The organism is Sorangium sp. So ce834, assembly GCF_051521425.1.
Taxonomy (GTDB): Bacteria; Myxococcota_A; Polyangia; order Polyangiales; family Polyangiaceae; genus Sorangium; species Sorangium cellulosum_D.
On the sequence record NZ_CP150351.1, the window covers coordinates 9,454,616 to 9,470,219 of the forward strand.

At 67.1% G+C, this 15,604-nt stretch carries 14 protein-coding genes; 7 read left to right on the forward strand and 7 right to left on the reverse strand.

The genetic code is table 11. The annotated features are described in order from the left end of the window. Window positions 1–425 precede the first annotated feature (425 nt). The 3 genes from WMF20_RS34480 to WMF20_RS34490 form a co-directional block, all read right to left on the reverse strand. Window positions 426–1,594 (reverse strand): IS3 family transposase gene (locus WMF20_RS34480; protein WP_437606080.1). Its coding sequence is split into 2 segments (ribosomal slippage): window positions 426–1,342 and window positions 1,342–1,594, totalling 1,170 coding nucleotides; the frame shifts between segments, so codons are not numbered across the junction. 76 nt (window positions 1,595–1,670) lie between these two features. Next, the gene (locus WMF20_RS34485; RefSeq protein ID WP_437606081.1) at window positions 1,671–2,297 is read right to left on the reverse strand and encodes a JAB domain-containing protein; all 627 of its coding nucleotides are present in this window, start codon (window positions 2,295–2,297) and stop codon (window positions 1,671–1,673) included. Next, window positions 2,294–2,944, reverse strand: a complete 651-nt coding sequence (locus tag WMF20_RS34490) for a sigma-70 family RNA polymerase sigma factor (RefSeq protein WP_437606082.1) — start codon at window positions 2,942–2,944, stop codon at window positions 2,294–2,296. The genes WMF20_RS34485 and WMF20_RS34490 overlap by 4 nt, the downstream gene beginning before the upstream one ends. Before the next feature lie 164 nt (window positions 2,945–3,108). Between WMF20_RS34490 and WMF20_RS34495 the strand changes: the two genes are divergently transcribed. Further along, a complete protein-coding gene (locus tag WMF20_RS34495) occupies window positions 3,109–3,387 on the forward strand; it encodes a helix-turn-helix domain-containing protein (RefSeq protein WP_437606083.1) in 279 nt (92 codons plus the stop codon). 374 nt (window positions 3,388–3,761) lie between these two features. Here the strand turns inward: WMF20_RS34495 and WMF20_RS34500 are convergent, their stop codons facing one another. Then, a complete protein-coding gene (locus tag WMF20_RS34500; protein WP_437606084.1) occupies window positions 3,762–4,142 on the reverse strand; it encodes a site-specific integrase in 381 nt (126 codons plus the stop codon). 355 nt (window positions 4,143–4,497) lie between these two features. Here WMF20_RS34500 and WMF20_RS34505 point away from each other — a divergent pair, with 355 nt between their 5' ends. The 4 genes from WMF20_RS34505 to WMF20_RS34520 all read left to right on the forward strand — a co-directional run bounded on the left by WMF20_RS34505 (window position 4,498) and on the right by WMF20_RS34520 (window position 10,395). Then, the gene (locus WMF20_RS34505) at window positions 4,498–7,797 is read left to right on the forward strand and encodes a hypothetical protein (RefSeq protein ID WP_437606085.1); all 3,300 of its coding nucleotides are present in this window, start codon (window positions 4,498–4,500) and stop codon (window positions 7,795–7,797) included. A gap of 292 nt (window positions 7,798–8,089) precedes the next feature. Further along, a complete protein-coding gene (locus WMF20_RS34510; RefSeq protein WP_437606086.1) occupies window positions 8,090–9,175 on the forward strand; it encodes a hypothetical protein in 1,086 nt (361 codons plus the stop codon). Window positions 9,176–9,731: 556 nt separating this feature from the next. Then, window positions 9,732–9,986, forward strand: a complete 255-nt coding sequence (locus WMF20_RS34515) for a hypothetical protein (protein ID WP_437606087.1) — start codon at window positions 9,732–9,734, stop codon at window positions 9,984–9,986. Then, a complete protein-coding gene (locus tag WMF20_RS34520) occupies window positions 9,964–10,395 on the forward strand; it encodes a type II toxin-antitoxin system VapC family toxin (RefSeq protein ID WP_437606088.1) in 432 nt (143 codons plus the stop codon). The genes WMF20_RS34515 and WMF20_RS34520 overlap by 23 nt, the downstream gene beginning before the upstream one ends. A gap of 189 nt (window positions 10,396–10,584) precedes the next feature. On the opposite strand, the gene WMF20_RS34525 is transcribed toward WMF20_RS34520, so the two are convergent. Then, window positions 10,585–11,451, reverse strand: a complete 867-nt coding sequence (locus tag WMF20_RS34525) for a hypothetical protein (protein WP_437606090.1) — start codon at window positions 11,449–11,451, stop codon at window positions 10,585–10,587. Window positions 11,452–12,551: 1,100 nt separating this feature from the next. On the opposite strand from WMF20_RS34525, the gene WMF20_RS34530 reads away from it, so the two are divergent. Further along, window positions 12,552–13,076: a hypothetical protein gene (locus WMF20_RS34530; protein WP_437606091.1), complete on the forward strand. Its 525-nt coding sequence runs from the start codon at window positions 12,552–12,554 to the stop codon at window positions 13,074–13,076. 2 nt (window positions 13,077–13,078) lie between these two features. Continuing rightward, complete coding sequence (locus tag WMF20_RS34535; protein WP_437606092.1) at window positions 13,079–13,957, forward strand: hypothetical protein; 879 nt, start codon at window positions 13,079–13,081, stop codon at window positions 13,955–13,957. A gap of 10 nt (window positions 13,958–13,967) precedes the next feature. On the opposite strand, the gene WMF20_RS34540 is transcribed toward WMF20_RS34535, so the two are convergent. Next, window positions 13,968–14,615, reverse strand: a complete 648-nt coding sequence (locus WMF20_RS34540; protein ID WP_437606093.1) for a hypothetical protein — start codon at window positions 14,613–14,615, stop codon at window positions 13,968–13,970. 11 nt (window positions 14,616–14,626) lie between these two features. Beyond that, window positions 14,627–15,304, reverse strand: coding sequence for a hypothetical protein (locus WMF20_RS34545; RefSeq protein ID WP_437606094.1), 678 nt, complete (start codon window positions 15,302–15,304; stop codon window positions 14,627–14,629). Window positions 15,305–15,604: the final 300 nt, after the last annotated feature.

Consider the following 15,604-nt stretch of genomic DNA (forward strand, 5'->3'; position numbering starts at 1 on the left):
GCGACCCGCGTTCCTAGTTCCGCCCGCCAGGGATCCGGAGAGAGATTTCAACGCAAAGGCGCAAAGGCGCAAAGGCGCAAAAAAAGGTTTGTAGTTTTGCGCCTTTGCGCCTTTGCGCCTTTGCGCCTTTGCGCCTTTGCGCCTTTGCGCCTTTGCGCCTTTGCGCCTTTGCGCCTTTGCGCCTTTGCGCCTTTGCGCCTTTGCGCCTTTGCGCCTTTGCGTTAATTTCTCTTCGCTCGCGCGGCAGATCCCTGGCGGGAGTTCTGACCCGCGGTACTAGGGCGAGCTCGTTCCGCCGACCCAGACGGCGGGCTGGCCGAGCTCGGGCGCGAGCTCTGCGCTCCTCCCGCGCATAGACGCCACCCGCTCCCCTCAGCAGGAGCTCAGGCGAGGCTGGTCCTCCCCCGGTTCCGCGGACAGTCTCACTATGCCGCGCGCGCGGTCACGTAGGTCTTCAATTCGAACTCGATCGGGCTCATGTAGGCGAGCCGTGAGTGCCGTCGTTTCAGGTTGTAGAAGTTCTCGATGTAGTCTCCGATCGATGCGATGGCGGCCGCTCGCGTCGGGTAGCGCTCGTGCTCGACCAGCTCCGCCTTCAGCGTCGCGAAGAAGCTCTCGGCCACGGCGTTGTCCCAGCAGTCGCCGGCGCGGCTCATGCTCGGGATGAGCCCGTGGGCCCCGAGCACGAGCCGGTAGTCGTCGCTGGCGTAGGGGCTGCCGCGATCCGAGTGGTGCACCAGCCCAGGCGCCGGCCGCCGCGTTCCCAAGGCGAACGCGAGCGCGGTGAGCGCCAGGGCGCGATCGTTGAACGCGCTCGCGGCCCAGCCGACCACGCGGCGCGAGAACAGGTCCAGGATCACGGCCAAGTACAGCCAGCCCTCGCCGGTGGGAATGTACGTCACGTCCGTCACCCAGACTTGGTTGGGCGCTCGAGCATCGAATTGCCGCTCGATCACATTCGGGGCGATCGGGCCGTTGTGCCGCGAGTCGGTGGTGCGGCGGAAGCGCCGCTTCCTCCGAGCCGCGAGCCTCTGAGCGCGCATCAGCCGCTCGACCCGTTTCTTGCCGACACGCATGCCGCGAGCACGCAGCTCCGCGTGGATGCGCGGACTGCCGTAGCGGCCACGGCTCTTGTGGTGCACGGCCCTGATCTGCACGCTCAGTTGAGCGTCGGACTTGGCCCGCGCGGACTCCGAGCGCTTGGCCCACCCGTAGTAGCCGCTGCGCGAGACCAGCAGCACCGCGCACAGCACCAGCACCGGGTAGTGCGCCTTCTCCGCGTCGATGAACTCGAACCTCACTCGTTTTCCTTCGCGAAGAAGGCCGCCGCTTTTTTTAAGATCTCGCGCTCCATCTCCAGCCGCTTCACGTCGCGGCGCAGCCGCTGCAGTTCCTCACGCTCCGGCGTCGTCAGCGCCCCCGGCGGGCCGTGGCCCGCGTCGGTGTCCGCGCGCTTGATCCAGTCGCGCAGCGCCGTCTCGGTCAGGTCGAGGTCCTTCGCCACCTGGCCGATGCTCCGGTCGCTCGCCTTCGCCAGCCGTACCGCCTCCGCCTTGAACTCGGGCGTGAACGCCCTCCTCTTTCTCCGTCCCATCCCTGCCTCCTGGTGCCGTCGGGGGTGTCGACGGAAGCGGGGGAGGACCAGGCTGGCGCGCTGCGACCCGCGATGGCTACTCCAGGACGGCGGCGTATCGACCGCTGGGCGTGACGATGACGTGCGCCTGGAGCGGGACGTTCAGCTCATGGGAGAGGTGGCGCAGCTCGTGGGTCATCGCATGGTCCTCTCCGGTCGGCGTCGGATCGCCGCTCGGGTGGTTGTGGGCCAGGACGAAGCTGACGGCTGCCATGTCCAGCGCAGCGCGCAGGATGGTCGCGCGGCCCGCATAGAGGGCGTCGTCGACACCGCGGGCGAGCATGCGCGTCTCGCGCACGCGGCCGTGGCTGTCGAGCGACGCGATCCAGAGCTCCTCGTGGACGAGGGAAGCGAGCTTCGGGCCGAAGTAGCGCGCCACGCGCGCGGCGTCGGTGAGGAGCGCGCCTCGGCGAGCGCGCGCGGCGTGGGCGCGGCGGCCGAGCTCGAAGGCCGCGGCGAGCCGGGTGGCGTCCAGGAGCGCGATCTGGGTTCGCTCGGCGAGCGCCGCGGGAGAGAGGCGACCGAGGGACGGGAGGGCGGCCGTGCCGAGGATGCGCGGCCCCACGGCCGGGATGCCGAGCACCATCTCGATCAGGCCGGCCTCGGTCGCGGTCGGGATCTCGGCCGCCGTCTCGGCGGGCGCGTCGACGGGGGCGCTGCTCATCGGGGCCACCTCCGCCGGCGTGTGAGGGCTCGGGCGAAGAGACGCCGCGCGAGGCGGAGCCGCGTGGCGACGGTCGGCCTCGGGATCGCGAGCGCTTCGGCGATCTCGCGCATCGTGAGGCCCGTGGCGGTGAGCGCCAGGACGTCGCGCAGCTCCGCGCGGAGGCGGTGGAAGGCGCGGAGCAGCCCGCGCGCCACGAGGCGCGGCTCCGGAGAGGGCGCAGCGAACGCCGCGAGCCGGTGAGGCTCGACCGCGGCCACCTCATATCGGCGGTACGCCTTGTCGCGGTAGTGCGAAGCCTGCCGCGAGGCAACCGCCGTCAACCAGGCGCGCAGGGCGTCGCCCGGCGGCTGATCGAGGGACGGCCGGAAGCGGCCGGCGCGCATGCTGCGAAAGGCGCCGAGCACGGTCTCCTGCGTGACGTCGTCGAGATCCGCGGCGCGAACGCCACGGGCGCGCAGCGTGCTCCGGATGAGCGGGCGGTGCTCGAGGAGCGCCGTGGCTTCGAGATAGACGGCGGGGTGAGACGACGCGTGACGGGGCTCGGGCGGGCGACCGAGCCGGCCGCGGGCGGCGGTGCGCCGGCGGCGGCGCGAGGGCGGATCGATCTCTTGGCCCTCTTCGGGGCGCGGACGTACTGTTCTCATGTCGGACCTCGGTTTCGCGGGGTTCGGCCACGCTGCCCGGACAGTTGGCGCTGTCGCGGGCAGCACTTGTTTGCGGGGAGTTTAGGTGGTGCAGGCGCTCACGGCAACGCAAATGCGATCGAATTTGCGTTATTCAAGATCGCACGAGAAGCTGCGCTTTCGTCATGTCTGATGCTCGGCTGGAGGAGGTGCTCCGCTTCATCGGGGCCAACGTTCGCCGGATCCGCCTGAAGCGCGGCATGACGCAGCAAGAGCTCGCCGACGCAGCAGGTGTCGCCCTCCGCTTCCTCCAGCAGATCGAGCGGGCCAAGACCAACGTCGGGGTGGCCGTCCTTGTGAGGCTGGCCGACGTGCTCGGCGTCCGGCCTGGGGTGCTGTTCCGCCAGCGGGAGCTTCCGCCGGTCAAGCGGGGCCGGCCACGCAAGGCACGACCCCGCGCGTAGTGACCCCGAACGTTGGGCAAGCGCTTCGCGCTTCGAGGCCGCTGCGGAACGAGGCGGCGCCCACGTCACGTGCGTGGCGCGCGGCATCGCCCATGGCACGCCGGCGCCCAGATCCTGGGCCGCCCGCCTGCTTCGGGACGGAGCTGCCCCGGTGGGCGTGACGATGACGGGATCGGCGAGGGGGATGCCCGTTGCGAGCGCGCGGCGTGGACGCCGCGGCCGAGCTCGAGTCGTCCGGTGTGGAGCCCGCACGAGCACGCGTTGGTCTCCTTGACAAGGCGGCGCAGCCGTCAGGTACGCTACCTTTCACGATGAGTGGGGCCGGGACGACGGGGTGGGGTCGGAGCTCAAGGCGCTCCCCGCTGACGCGGCGGTCAGCGGCCAAGGGGGCTGATGGCGCCGAGAGGGCCGCGGTCGACGATGTGGGCGTCGATCATCGTGGTCCGCCCATCGTTGTGGCCGAGCAGCGTCTGGATCGTCCTGATGTCGAGCCGCGAGAGGACCGAGGGGAGGTGCTCCGGCCGGCGTGCCCGTTCGAGCGCTTCGAGCCGGGGTATCTGCAGGTCGAGAACCCGCTTGTAAAGGAAGAGGAGCGCGCACAGCGCTTGGTTCTGCGTGGATGCCGCGGGGCGGCGTGCGACCGCAAGCTCGTCAAGGAAGGCCGTGACCTCTTCCGCGCCCATCTGCCGTGGGGGCTTGCCGCTGTAGAAGCGGATGGGTACCCAGCCGTCGGCGCGAATCTTGCGCGACGACACGCCGTCGCCGTCCGAGACCTAGCAACGGGAATACGTAGGTACGCAGCGGCGGCCTATCTCCGCAATCCCGCAGATAGGCTGCGGAAGGCCGTGGCCTATCTGCGGGATTGCGGAGATAGGCCATGATGGGCCGCGACTTATCCTCGGGAATATGGAGATAGGGTGCCACGGCTCGCGGCCTACATGTGAAATGCGTAGATATATCGCGCATCACGACTGATTGCGACGTTCGGCGGGCGAGTGTCATGCCAACGCGCCGACCCCAACTCGGGTCGGTTCGGCGACACCTGGGGCGCGCCCGGGAGGTGACCAGCGCACCTTCCCGTTGGGACGGGCATGATCTACCCTGCCGGCCGTGGGCAAGCTGAGCCACGCTGAGATCCTGGATGTGCACGGGGCGATCGTGTCGGCGCAGCTCTCGGGGAGCCGTGCCGCGCTTCTGGCAGGCCTCGACGGGAGGTTTGTCGCCAGCCTGCCGCAAGTTGCAGCACCGGGAGAGCAGATCCTGACCGATCTGGATGCGCTCAACGCGACCGCCGCGCTGGTGGACGGCACCGCGCCTCTGGCGCTCTGGCTGAAGAACGCCGTCGCCCTGGCCGGCCCCCGCAAGGAGGTCGAGGTCTTCCAGCGGGCCCTGGAGCGACTTCAGGCGCCTGAAACCGGAACGCCGACGGAGCCGCCCTCCGCAAGTTGGGAGGTGAACCAGGCCACGACTTCAACTCAGTCACCACTTCGTCGCGAACGCGTAGCACAACCCGAGTCCACCTTGCGCGAGATCGCTCGCGTGCTGCTCGACGACGCTCGTCCTGGATCGCTCCAACTGCTATTCCCAGGTGCGTCGCCTTCGGTGCGGACGGCAATCGACGAACTGAGTCGGTTCCCGCGACGAGTAAGGCGGTTACTCCCACCCGACAAAGAGAAGTCCTCCAAGGACGAGATCTCCCTCTCGCTCGCCGAGCTTGCGGCCCGGAGAGGTCGTTTCCTAATCCTCGCTCCACCTGGCTCTGGAAAGACACACGCGCTATGGCACGCCGCCGACGCCATGTTGCATGCGCCGGGGCTGATACCGATTTACGTGACAGGGGGGCGCTTCGGGTCTTGGGCAGCCATTCTCGAGTATCTCTCCGAATGCGGCCTCGACCCAGTCGCTACATTCAGTGACGGAAGAGTCGTTGTATTCGTCGACGGATGGACTGAGTTCGGCGCCGGCAATTCGCACGCTCACCGTGACGCGCTCCTGGGCCTCGCGAATGCCACGATGGTGGCTACCGGCCGACATAGCGCGCCGTATGACGCACGCTTCGAGTCGTTTACCCTGGAGCCTCTCCCGGGCCACATGGTTCAGTCGGTCCTCGTGACCGCCTTCCCAAGCCAACCGTCTCCACCGGCATCGCTTCTCGAGCTATTGAGGCTACCGATCGCCCTGCTCCTGCACATACTCCTCGGAGGCCAGGCCGGCGCGAGGGGCGACATGATTGCGCGGCTCCACGAGCGACTGCTCGAGACACGTTCAGACGCGCTGACTTCTGCCTTGGCTACTGCGGCTGCCCGCACGGCGCTCGAAGGGAGCGAGCAACGGCGCGGTGTCTTCGAATCGAAGCTCCGCAGCGCCGCAGCGACGCTCAAGATTCCGAACGCGCTCGACCTCACGAGGAGCCTGGGCGCGCTGGGGAGCGACCTGCGAGAGCCGAGGCCGGTGCATGACCTCTACTGGAACTGGCTGGTGGGCGTCGGTTTGATCGAGTCTGCTGAGATCCTTCGCGCGCTCCCGCGGCTCGATCTGCGAGACTCCCTGGACCTTGCCGTCGAATCCGGATCCAGAGTCGACGACGCGATGCTGCAGACGCTCAGGACGCGCGACATCGAGTGGGCGACGCGACTGGCGGTCGCAGCCGAGCCTGCGGAGCTGGCTACCCAGATTGGGGCGATGCTCGTGCATGACAACGACGCGATTAGAAGGCGCGGCGTAATCGCAGGCCTCCGTTGCCGAGACGGACGCGTGTTCCGTGAGGCGCTTCGCATTCGCAGCGAACTCCTGGCGCAGGACCGCTTGTTCGATATCGATGATGCGCTGGACATGAATTCTTTGTGGAACCATCGTGCTGAGATAGCCGCCTGGGCCGATGGTCATAGCGTGACCGAGTTGCTCGAGGCTGTCGCGGAACGCGGAGACGACCGTTGGCTCCCGTGGCTCCAGGGACTTGCCTCGTCACGGCGCGCTCCGGCACATATCGCTGCTGCAACGGCCATCGCGTGTTGCCGATCGATACCTGGCTGGGTCGAGCCGCACCTGTCCACGCTCTTCGAGCACGCGTGGCTACTCAGACCGGCGGCCCGCCGCGGAGCGAACGTTGAACTCGCGCGCTGGGTGGCTGCCAACTACGCAGAGCTACTGGCCAAACGACTGAACTCGTCGCTGTTCATCGAGCTCAATGGCATCCTAGTCTCATGCGCCGATGACGCTGTCTTCGCGGACCTGCTCTCTCGCTTTTGGGACATTTCGGGCGACGCTCACGATGCGCTTTCATATGCGATCGTCGAGAAGGGCGATCCCTGGGTCGGGGCGTTCCAGAAGGTCGCGTTCGCCGACCATCACCCCCTGCCGAACGTTCACAAGCTCTACAACTATGTATCCAATGACATAGACGACGAAATCGCGCGAACATGGGTAGAGAAGGGACCCGAGGTTCTCGGGTGGAGGGTCCTCGTGAGGCGCCACGGAAATGCCGTCCTGGAAGAGATGATCAAAGCTCTGCCGGACTCGTTCTCGAACTTGAATACCATCCCCCCGCTCCGCGCGATGGCAGATCTCGAGGACCCACCCGAGTACCTGGTCGACGAAATCTGGAAGCGAGTTCGCGGGACGATCACCCCGATCGCGATAGAAGATGTAATCCGTGCTCTTGCGAGGGTTCGTCTCAAGGGAATCCCGTCTCTGATCGCCTTCCAGCAACGCAACATCAGAGCGCTTCCCAACCTCAGCTTCAACCGCTTCTTGCTAGAGTACTACAAGTGGGAGAGCGACACAGGTCTCAGCGTGCAAGTCAAGGACGAGCGGGGGAGTAGAGACTTCGGGGAATGGATTCGGCTAGAGCGCTGGAGCACCGACCAATCGGACTCGCTGGTGGGCCACTACCTCGTCAGCGCCGCGCTTCCAGTGTCTGACGACGTACTCGACGCATGGGCAGCGGGGGACCACTCGCTGCGTAAGTTCGTCCGCATCTCGGCTCCGCTGGGACGCTACCACGCGGCCGCGGTGTCGATGCTGCTCGCGAGTCAGGGCGGATTCAATGACATTCTTGAGATCTTCGGGACGGCTCTCAGCCAGTTCCCTCAGCAGGCGCTCATCGAACTCCTGAACAAGGCGCTCTCCGACGGACAGTTCCATGCGCTGCTCTCGGCCGTGGAGGCGTCCAATGACCCCGCGAATCGACGCTTCCACGCGTGCCTCGTTTCGCGATACTTCACGCAGTCGCCGAACGATGTACACACGTCGCAAAAACTCGCGGGTGTTCTTCGAGTGCATCCGCTGAGTGTGATACGGGAGATGCTCGACGAGCAAAGACACTCGTCTGCGGGGCTGTGGCTCCTCCGCGATATAGAGAAGGCGACCGGCATCCGAATGGTCGATGAGAACGGAGACTGGCTCGCGTGAACCCGGCGGTTCTCGTGGCATAGCTGCGCTCTGCTGTGGACGCTTCCAAGGGAGCACACCCGTTGAATCATCTGAGGGCATGTTTGCCAGGCGTCATCCGCCGCCGAACAAGCCGCTGGATCCGACCGCGCCTGCGGCGCGGCGGCTCAGCGGCAAGGCGTTCGGCGCCAGAGCGCATAGCCGACGATTGTTGTCGCCCAACACCTGATGCGGGGCGGGAACGCCGCGGGGCAAAGCACGTCGTCGCCGATGTCACCGCGCCACGCCACGAAGTCGCCGGCGGGCGACGGTCGTGGTAGCGCTGCTCCTGATGGCGAAGGGCAACCGCACGGCGGCGACGCGCGAGGTTCGATCCTCGCAGCGACAGCGGCGTGTTCGCGTCTACACCGCCTGGCACCCGGTGCTCGTCGCGCTCCTGGAGCACGTGCTCCCCGAGGGCTGGTACCAGTGCATCTCGGAGTTCCAGCTCGCCCGCGAGCCCCTCCGCGTCGACATCGTCATCCTCCGTCGCAGCCGTCGCGGAGCCCCACCCAGGCCGCGCCTGCTCACGAGCGTGGTGGGCGAGCTGGCCGAGCACACGCTCGTGCACTTCAAGGGGCCGACCGACGAGCTCGAGCGCGACGACGCGCGCATGCTCCTCGCGTATGCGCTCCAGTACCTCGTGGTCGCCGAGATCGAAGCTCCCGCCGCGGTCGCCCTTCGCGTGCTCGCGCCCAGCCTCACCCCGCGCTTCACCGAGGCGCTGATGTCGCTCGGCTGCACGCTCACACCGACCGGGCCGGGCACGCACGAGGGGCGGCTCGGTGTCTTCCCGCTGCGGGTGGTGGAGACGGTGCCCGCCAACGCTCGCGAGGGCGAGCATCTGCTGTACACTGTGACCCCTGGGATGGTCGCCGACCCCGGCGGCATCCCGGCGCTCTCCCCGGCGGAGGTCGCGGTGTTCTGGGCGCTCCTGGAGCATGTCGAGCAAGTTCGGCACCCCCTCCCGGGGCAGAGGAAGCGGCACATGAAGGACGAAAAGCGGGTCGTCGAGAGCTTCGAGCAGGCGCTGGCACGCCTCGTTGCGCGGCTGCCGCCCGAGCAGCGCCTCGCGGGGCTCGCCCCCGAGCAGGTGCTGCAGGCGTACGCGCCCGAGCAGCGCCTCGCGGGGCTCGCCCCGGAGCAGGTGCTGCAGGCGTACGCGCCCGAGCAGCGCCTCGCCGGGCTCACCGAGGCGCAGGCGGTGCTCGCGTTGCCGGACGCGATGCTTCGTGCGTTGTCGGAGGAGTACCTCGCGACGCTGCCCCGCCAAACGCAAGCGGCGATTCAGAAGCGCCTCGGGGCGGCATCGGGGCGGCAGCCCGCGCGCCGACGAAAGACGCGCAGCCCTTCGAGATGACGACGGGAGAACGCAAGCCGCGGTGGTGGTCGCGTGATTCGTTCTTCCTGACCGGGCGCCGAACAAGCCAATGCGGCTGCCGGTTCGGGCAACCGCGCTTCGCGCGGCAGCCCGCCCCGCAGCAGATTGGCGAGGCGTTGGGCCGCCGGGCGTCATGCTGCACGGGTGGGCCTGCGTGACCGCGGCCTCCCAGGCCCGACGAAGGAGAGCTGTGGACACGTGCGCAGCGGGAGCGCAATCCACCGGTGCCTGCCTCGCTCTCGATCGGGGCCCGCTTCCACGGCCAGGATGCGCGGGGCCTCATGACGACGGCACTCGGTACGACGGCGCTCCGTCCGCCAGGGATCGCGCTCGACTGTGGGCAGGGGTGGGGTGCAGTCGGGCGCGGCTGCAGCCCCTGCTCCTGCGATCCCTGCGCCACCGTTCGCTCCGAGGCTGCCCTTGACGGAGGCCCCACCTCCGGCGCTGCCTGCGTCCCCAGAGCGGCTGCCGCGACGGGAACGGCGGGAACGGCGCGACATGGTAGACTGGACAGCGGCGGAAGTGGAGGTTGGGCATGATGGACGCCGAGCGAATTTTCCAGGAGATCCGTAGTCTTCCGACCGATGCGCGGCGCACGCTCATCGAACGCATCGTTCGGGAGCTGGGCGGCACCCGGAGCGAGCCGGCGGGGCTGGCGAACCCACCGGACGATCCGTTCCTAGGACTGCTCGCCGACGAGCCGGAGCTCGCCGACGAGATCCACCAGGTCGCGATCACGTCGCGCCACCAGGGGCGCGAGGCTTTCAATGGCGACGAGAACCATTCTTGATACGGACATCTGGTCCGAGATCCTCAAGGCGAAGGATCCGACCATCGCAGAGAGGGCGCGCAAGTATCACGCAGAGCTAGGACGCTATACGCTCTCAGTGATCACCGTGATGGAAGTAGTTTACGGCTATTCGCGCGTGGGTCGTGACGATCGGATTCAACAATTCTTGTCGCTGCTGGCGCGAGCAGAGGTCTTGTGGCTTGACCCTACGGTAGCCGAGCTCGCGGGCCGGATCCGAGCCGATCTTGAGCGCCTGGGAAGCCAATTGACGATCGAGGATACTCTGATTGCAGCGACGGCGATCCGTCATGGACTTCCTGTCGCAACGGGAAACACGCGCCATTTCGTCAAGATCCAAGATGCGGGGTACCCGCTCATGCTCGAGAACTGGAGAGAGCCTATCTTATGAACCCGCAGGGTACTCAGGACGCCGTGCGGTACGAATACGGCCCAGCAAGCCGCTGCTGTCGGCGGCGCTTCGCGCCGCGGCAGACCGGCATGTCGTTGGGCGGGCAGGCGTGAGCCGAGGCAGTGGAATGACGGAGCGTTACGGCGGGCCCGCAGCGCTAGCGCGCCGCGTTATCGAGCCGGCGCGGCTTCAGACCGGCGCGCCTGTTGACTCGCCCGACGGAGGCTCGGGCGGCGCCGGCTCGTCCGGCGCGGCGGCGGTACCCCGGCGCTTCGGGCGGAGCCGCCGCAGGGCGTTGCGGAACGAGGCGGCGCTGAAGCGGCGCTTGCCCTCGGGGATGTCCCAGCAGGCGTTGACGCCGGCGGCGCGCGCTTCGTGCCCGAGCAGCGTGGCATAGGTCACGATGGAGTTGCGGAGCACCATCGCCTCTTCCCGGTTGCGCAGGCCGAGGATGCCGAGCAGGTCGCGGCCGCTCACCTCGTCGAGCAAGGCGCTGCCTTCGCGCAGGAACTCCTCGGTGAGGCCGACGGGCGACAGGCGGGTCCGGTGCTGCTCAGCGAGCCGGAGCAGCATGGCGAGGTCGCTGGTCTCCTCGGTGAGCGTGCCGCTCGTGTTGACGTCGGCGAACTGGTCGGCGACGTCCGGCTCGAACGCGAACGCCTGGTCGGCGAACGCCTTGAGCCGCGCGCGCCAGGGCCGGCTCGCCTTGATCACCTGGTCGACGGGCCGCACCTGGTAGGCGCCCGTGCGCTTGCCCTCGCCGAACCAGAGGTTCGCCGTGTCGAGGAGCTGGATGGCGCCGCGGAGCAGCGCGCGGCGCTCGGGGCCGTAGGCCTTGCTGGCGAGCGGCGCCTCGTACTGGACGACGGACAGGTAGAGATCCCGGAGCTCCGTGAGGGTGGTCGAGATGGGTTGGCTCGGCTCCATGACCTCGCGGACGATGCGGTCCATCTCGGGGCGCGCGGTATCGAGGAGGGTCCGGAACGCCGCGGGGGTGGCGACCGCGCGGGTCTCCTTCAGGACGGCGTGCTGCTCTTGCGATAATTCGATTCCCATGAACCTACCTCCATTGGGGTGGCGAGCGGGCAGACGTAGCACGACGGCAGAGCTCGCAACGACCCACGTGGGCTCCGGCGCTCCGGAGAGCACGATTGCGTCTCCGCGGCGCTGCGCCAGCGCGCCCGGGGGGCGCCCCTGCGCACCGGCGCGTGGGCCCAGCGGGCCGGGAGCGCGGCCAGCGCCGCCGAGACGGCCGGGAATCGCGTCAGCAGGTCCGAGGAGCCGTACCAGCACGTTCGAGGAGCCGTACCAGCACGTTCGAGGAGCCGTACCAGCACGTTCGAGGAGCCGTACCAGCACGTTCGAGGAGCCGTACCAGCACATTCGAGGAGCCGTACCAGCACGTTCGAAGAGCCGTACCAGCAGGTCCGAGGAGCCGTACCAGCACATTCGAGGAGCCGTACCAGCACGTTCGAGGAGCCGTACCAGCGGACGCTGGCAGGCATCCCGGGGCTGCTGGGGGAGTCGCCGGGAGGTGCTGGCAGGGAGCCGCGAGGTGCTGGCAGCCCACCGGCCGATGCTGGGCACGGCGCGGCACGTCGCGGGCGTCACGCGCAGCGGTGCGCACGACGGCGGAGTGGACGCAGGCGTGCGAAGCGGTCAGCGCCGAGGCGCTGTACCGGCCGCCGCTCGTGACACCGAAGCCGCGTGGGACGGAACCGGATCGCGTCGCCGTGGCGCTCGACGACGGCGTTCTTGAGTTTGTCCGGGCGGGGCGGCGAAGAGTCCCCATCGGGTGCAGCAAGGCGAACAACGCACGATTCTATCTGGACGAAATCCTTGGGGCCAGCGGCTGTGGTGCCCGGCGTCCGTCTGCGCTCCACAGACTGCGGGGCGTAGAGCGCCGCTGCCGAGCGCGTGGCGAACGACGCACCTGCGCGCGGCGACGCGAGCTCGTCCCGAAATGTGCCCCGGCCGCGACGGCGATGTCGTTGAGGAGTTCGACGACATCTGCCACAAACGTTGCGGCGGCCGAGCCATTAGTTTATGTCTGGGAGGGGCCTTCCTCGGGTGGCCGGCGCTTGTCGGACGCGTTGAGAGTCCCTTCGCGACGCACGCCAAGCTCCAGAGTGCCGTCCCCTCGAGGAGATCTTCACATGAGGCGCCATGAATTGAGGAGCTGGGTGCCTGCCTGGAACACCCGGACGGCGGTTCGAACGGCACCGATGGTCATCGCCGCTGCTGTCGCGGGGCTCGCCCTCGCGGGCTGCACGTTCGGCGATGACCCGCAGAGAGCTCAGCCCGTCGTCGGGAACTGGTTCGATCAGAACTGCATCCCCGCGGAGTGCTTGTTCGAATGTTGTCAGGGGTGGAATTATAATAGAGATCCGCTCCTCCGCGGAAGAAGATGGCATGGTCCTCAGTGCGAGGAAATCCGGAAAAAGAGCGCTGCTTATTCGGAGTACGTTTATTTGATGTTACTGGAGCAGAATTGGTGCACTGAGGATTTTACCTACTTCGAGTCGGGGTACTGCGCGGTCGTTAATCCCCCCGACGTCATCAAAGAGTTCGGGCCCGATGGACAGCCCGTGTATGCGAGATTGAGCTTCTTGGTCTGCCCGCCGCGGGGACAGCCAGCGGCGCACCCCATGGAGGATGTGGAGCTCATCCCCGAGGAGTGAGGGTGGTAGTGATGGTCCTGCCTGCGCGCATCCTCGCGACCGTCATTATCGTCGTCTCCGCCTTTGTCCGCCCCTCGAAGGTGTTCGCTCACGCGGGCCCCTGCGCGGCCCCCGAGCCCTTCAACGGGTTCTGGGGTGTTGGGCAGTTCCAAGTGAGACAACGCGTGGCGGGAATTCCGCTCCTCGCCATGACGCGCTTTTCGTACAGGCAGATACGATACTCTCCCTGCGCCGGCGGGATGCCCGTGCTCCCTCTCGGGATCGGCGAAGCGAGCATTGGCGTGGGGGTCCCTGTCTTCGACAACCGGCGCGGCGGGTGGCTTCTGCAAATGACCGCCAAGGGGCAGGGCTCGCAGAGGCCGAGCGAACCCGTGAGCGGTGTCATCACCAGCGCACCCGCCACCGCGGGTCACATAAACCTTTGGGAGACCGCGCTGCCGTTGATCCAGCTCACGGGGGCGGCGTCGGCGGCCATCATGCCGCAGCCCTCGGACGTTCCCCTGTCGATTGCGTATCTCGGCGGCGTGCGGTTCTACGCTCTTCATGGCAAGCGCGCGCAAGCGAACTTGGGGTTCATGGTCGGCGGCAAGAATGGTGTCGTCAGCGCCGTTCCCTCGCTCGCGGTCCGGGGCAGCGACCTGGCGATATGGGGTCATAAAGTCGCGATGGGATTAGAGCTCCGCTCACCCATCGAGTTCTCTGGCGGCCCGATACCCGTTCGGTGGCGGCTCTGGGGTGCCTTGACCTTCGCGCTCGACAAGCTGGACGATGGGAGGAGCGACCACGCGCGCGACACGCAAACGCCCTGGTCTTCCTCCGACCTGGTCGGTTCACCCATCGAAGCCCCACCCACCCAGACGGTCTGGGAGATGACGTTATGAACGCGTTCGTTCATTCGGGAGACAGTCCGAACCTTTTGCGGCACCTGCGGAATGTCTCTTGCACATTACGTATCAAGTCGTCCCTTGTCCTCAATGCGCGGTTTTGCTCTGACTGTGCGACTCTAAATTTTTCTTCTTGCGTTAGCTCGTCTTCGTCCAGATGCGCTGAAAAGTCGTCGAAGTTTGTGCATTTTTCGACACTATTGACGAGAAACTCTCCAACCCCCGCCTCGTCCACGCATGATGCGCTGTATGTCAAGACGAACAGCAGGTTGCTGTGATCTGTAATGGTGCCGCAAACGTAGGCATTGGACAAGGTCTCTCGGACTCTGCATTCTTCTACCTCTTTTTGCAGTGCCTCGACCTTGGCGGCGGCTTTCTCCACCCCGGCGTCGTCCGTTTCTCCCGGAGGAGCCGTCGCCGTGGCCGGCGGGATGGCTGTGGCTCTCGCGCGCGCTTTCACTGCGCGTCGGCACGCAGCGAGCTCCCGCTTCACCTCAGCATCAGGGATCGACGCCGCGCTCTTTTCCATGGCCGGAGGTCTGCGCTCCCGCGTCGCCCAGCCGACCAGCACGCCACCACCAAAGACGAGGCCGAGCATGGCCACCGCGATAAGGAGACGAACTACGAGGCCAGCGCTCTTGGGGCGTTCGCTCATGTGTCAATCTCCTAAGGCTTCGGTGCCTGCTTCGGCATCGGAGGGAGCTTCGGGGGCGTCTCCGTGCACGTCCAGACGAACTCTTTCAGGCTGCGGAGCAGCTCTTCTTCCGTGAGCGTCTCACGAATCCGGATCGCTTCCGCGACGAGGCTCGACTCTTCCTTCGTGAGGTCGCCCAAGCGAAAATCCGCGGGAATGTCCGAGAGCGCCGCGCAGCTCTCGAAGTTCTGCTCGATGAGATCGGCAGACCTGGACTTCGGCCCGCACATCAACCCATCCTTCGGTAAAGCCATCAACGCCCTGAACTGACGAGCCGCGGCGCTGCAAACCTCCGCGTTGACCAGGATTTCGCTCTTCCTGCACCGTTTCAGCTCCACCTCGAGCTCCTCGACGGTGGCTGCTTTCTCGGGAGCGTCTTGTTGCCCTTCCCCTGGAGAAGCATCGGCGGCCGAGGCGATCGCTTGCGGCTCCGAACGAGCTGCCAGTTTTTCTTGACATACAGCGAGCTCTCTCCGGTCTGTCCGCGTCGAGCGATCCGAAGTAGGCTCCTCTCTCTTCTCCGTCGCCGGTGGCCTCCGGTCCAGGATCGATCTGCCGACCAGCACGCCGGAGCCAAAGGCAGGGACGAGCAAAACCGTCGCGGCCAGAACACGAATGGCGTGCCCCGTCTTCTTGGCGCTCTCCATCATGAGTCGCGCGTCCGTCCCCCGAGCTCGGCCCGGCCCGCGTCGTCGATGAGCTCGTCGCAGTTCGCAGGAGGTCTCGGATCCGGCATGGAAACGAGGGTACACCCAGGTGCCGATACGAATCGAGCGCGTCTCGCTCACGCGCGCCGTCGAGGGTCCGGAGCTCCGAAACAGCCTCAGGGCCGCGCGCCCTGCAGCTCGGCGTCTCGATGTCGGCCCTCCTCGCAAGGCGACGTGAGCGCCGGCGGGGGGCTATGCGCGGCGGCGCGCGGGTGGGCGCGATCGAGCACCGAACGAGGTGCC

What these genes read in the sequence shown, in the direction of transcription:
- WMF20_RS34485 (WP_437606081.1), bottom strand. Translation starts at nt 2,297, where the DNA reads ATGAGCAGCGCCCCCGTCGACGCGCCCGCCGAGACGGCGGCCGAGATC.
- WMF20_RS34490 (WP_437606082.1), bottom strand. Translation starts at nt 2,944, where the DNA reads ATGAGAACAGTACGTCCGCGCCCCGAAGAGGGCCAAGAGATCGATCCG.
- WMF20_RS34495 (WP_437606083.1), top strand. Translation starts at nt 3,109, where the DNA reads ATGTCTGATGCTCGGCTGGAGGAGGTGCTCCGCTTCATCGGGGCCAAC.
- WMF20_RS34515 (WP_437606087.1), top strand. Translation starts at nt 9,732, where the DNA reads ATGATGGACGCCGAGCGAATTTTCCAGGAGATCCGTAGTCTTCCGACC.
- WMF20_RS34520 (WP_437606088.1), top strand. Translation starts at nt 9,964, where the DNA reads ATGGCGACGAGAACCATTCTTGATACGGACATCTGGTCCGAGATCCTC.
- WMF20_RS34525 (WP_437606090.1), bottom strand. Translation starts at nt 11,451, where the DNA reads ATGGGAATCGAATTATCGCAAGAGCAGCACGCCGTCCTGAAGGAGACC.
- WMF20_RS34530 (WP_437606091.1), top strand. Translation starts at nt 12,552, where the DNA reads ATGAGGCGCCATGAATTGAGGAGCTGGGTGCCTGCCTGGAACACCCGG.
- WMF20_RS34540 (WP_437606093.1), bottom strand. Translation starts at nt 14,615, where the DNA reads ATGAGCGAACGCCCCAAGAGCGCTGGCCTCGTAGTTCGTCTCCTTATC.
- WMF20_RS34545 (WP_437606094.1), bottom strand. Translation starts at nt 15,304, where the DNA reads ATGATGGAGAGCGCCAAGAAGACGGGGCACGCCATTCGTGTTCTGGCC.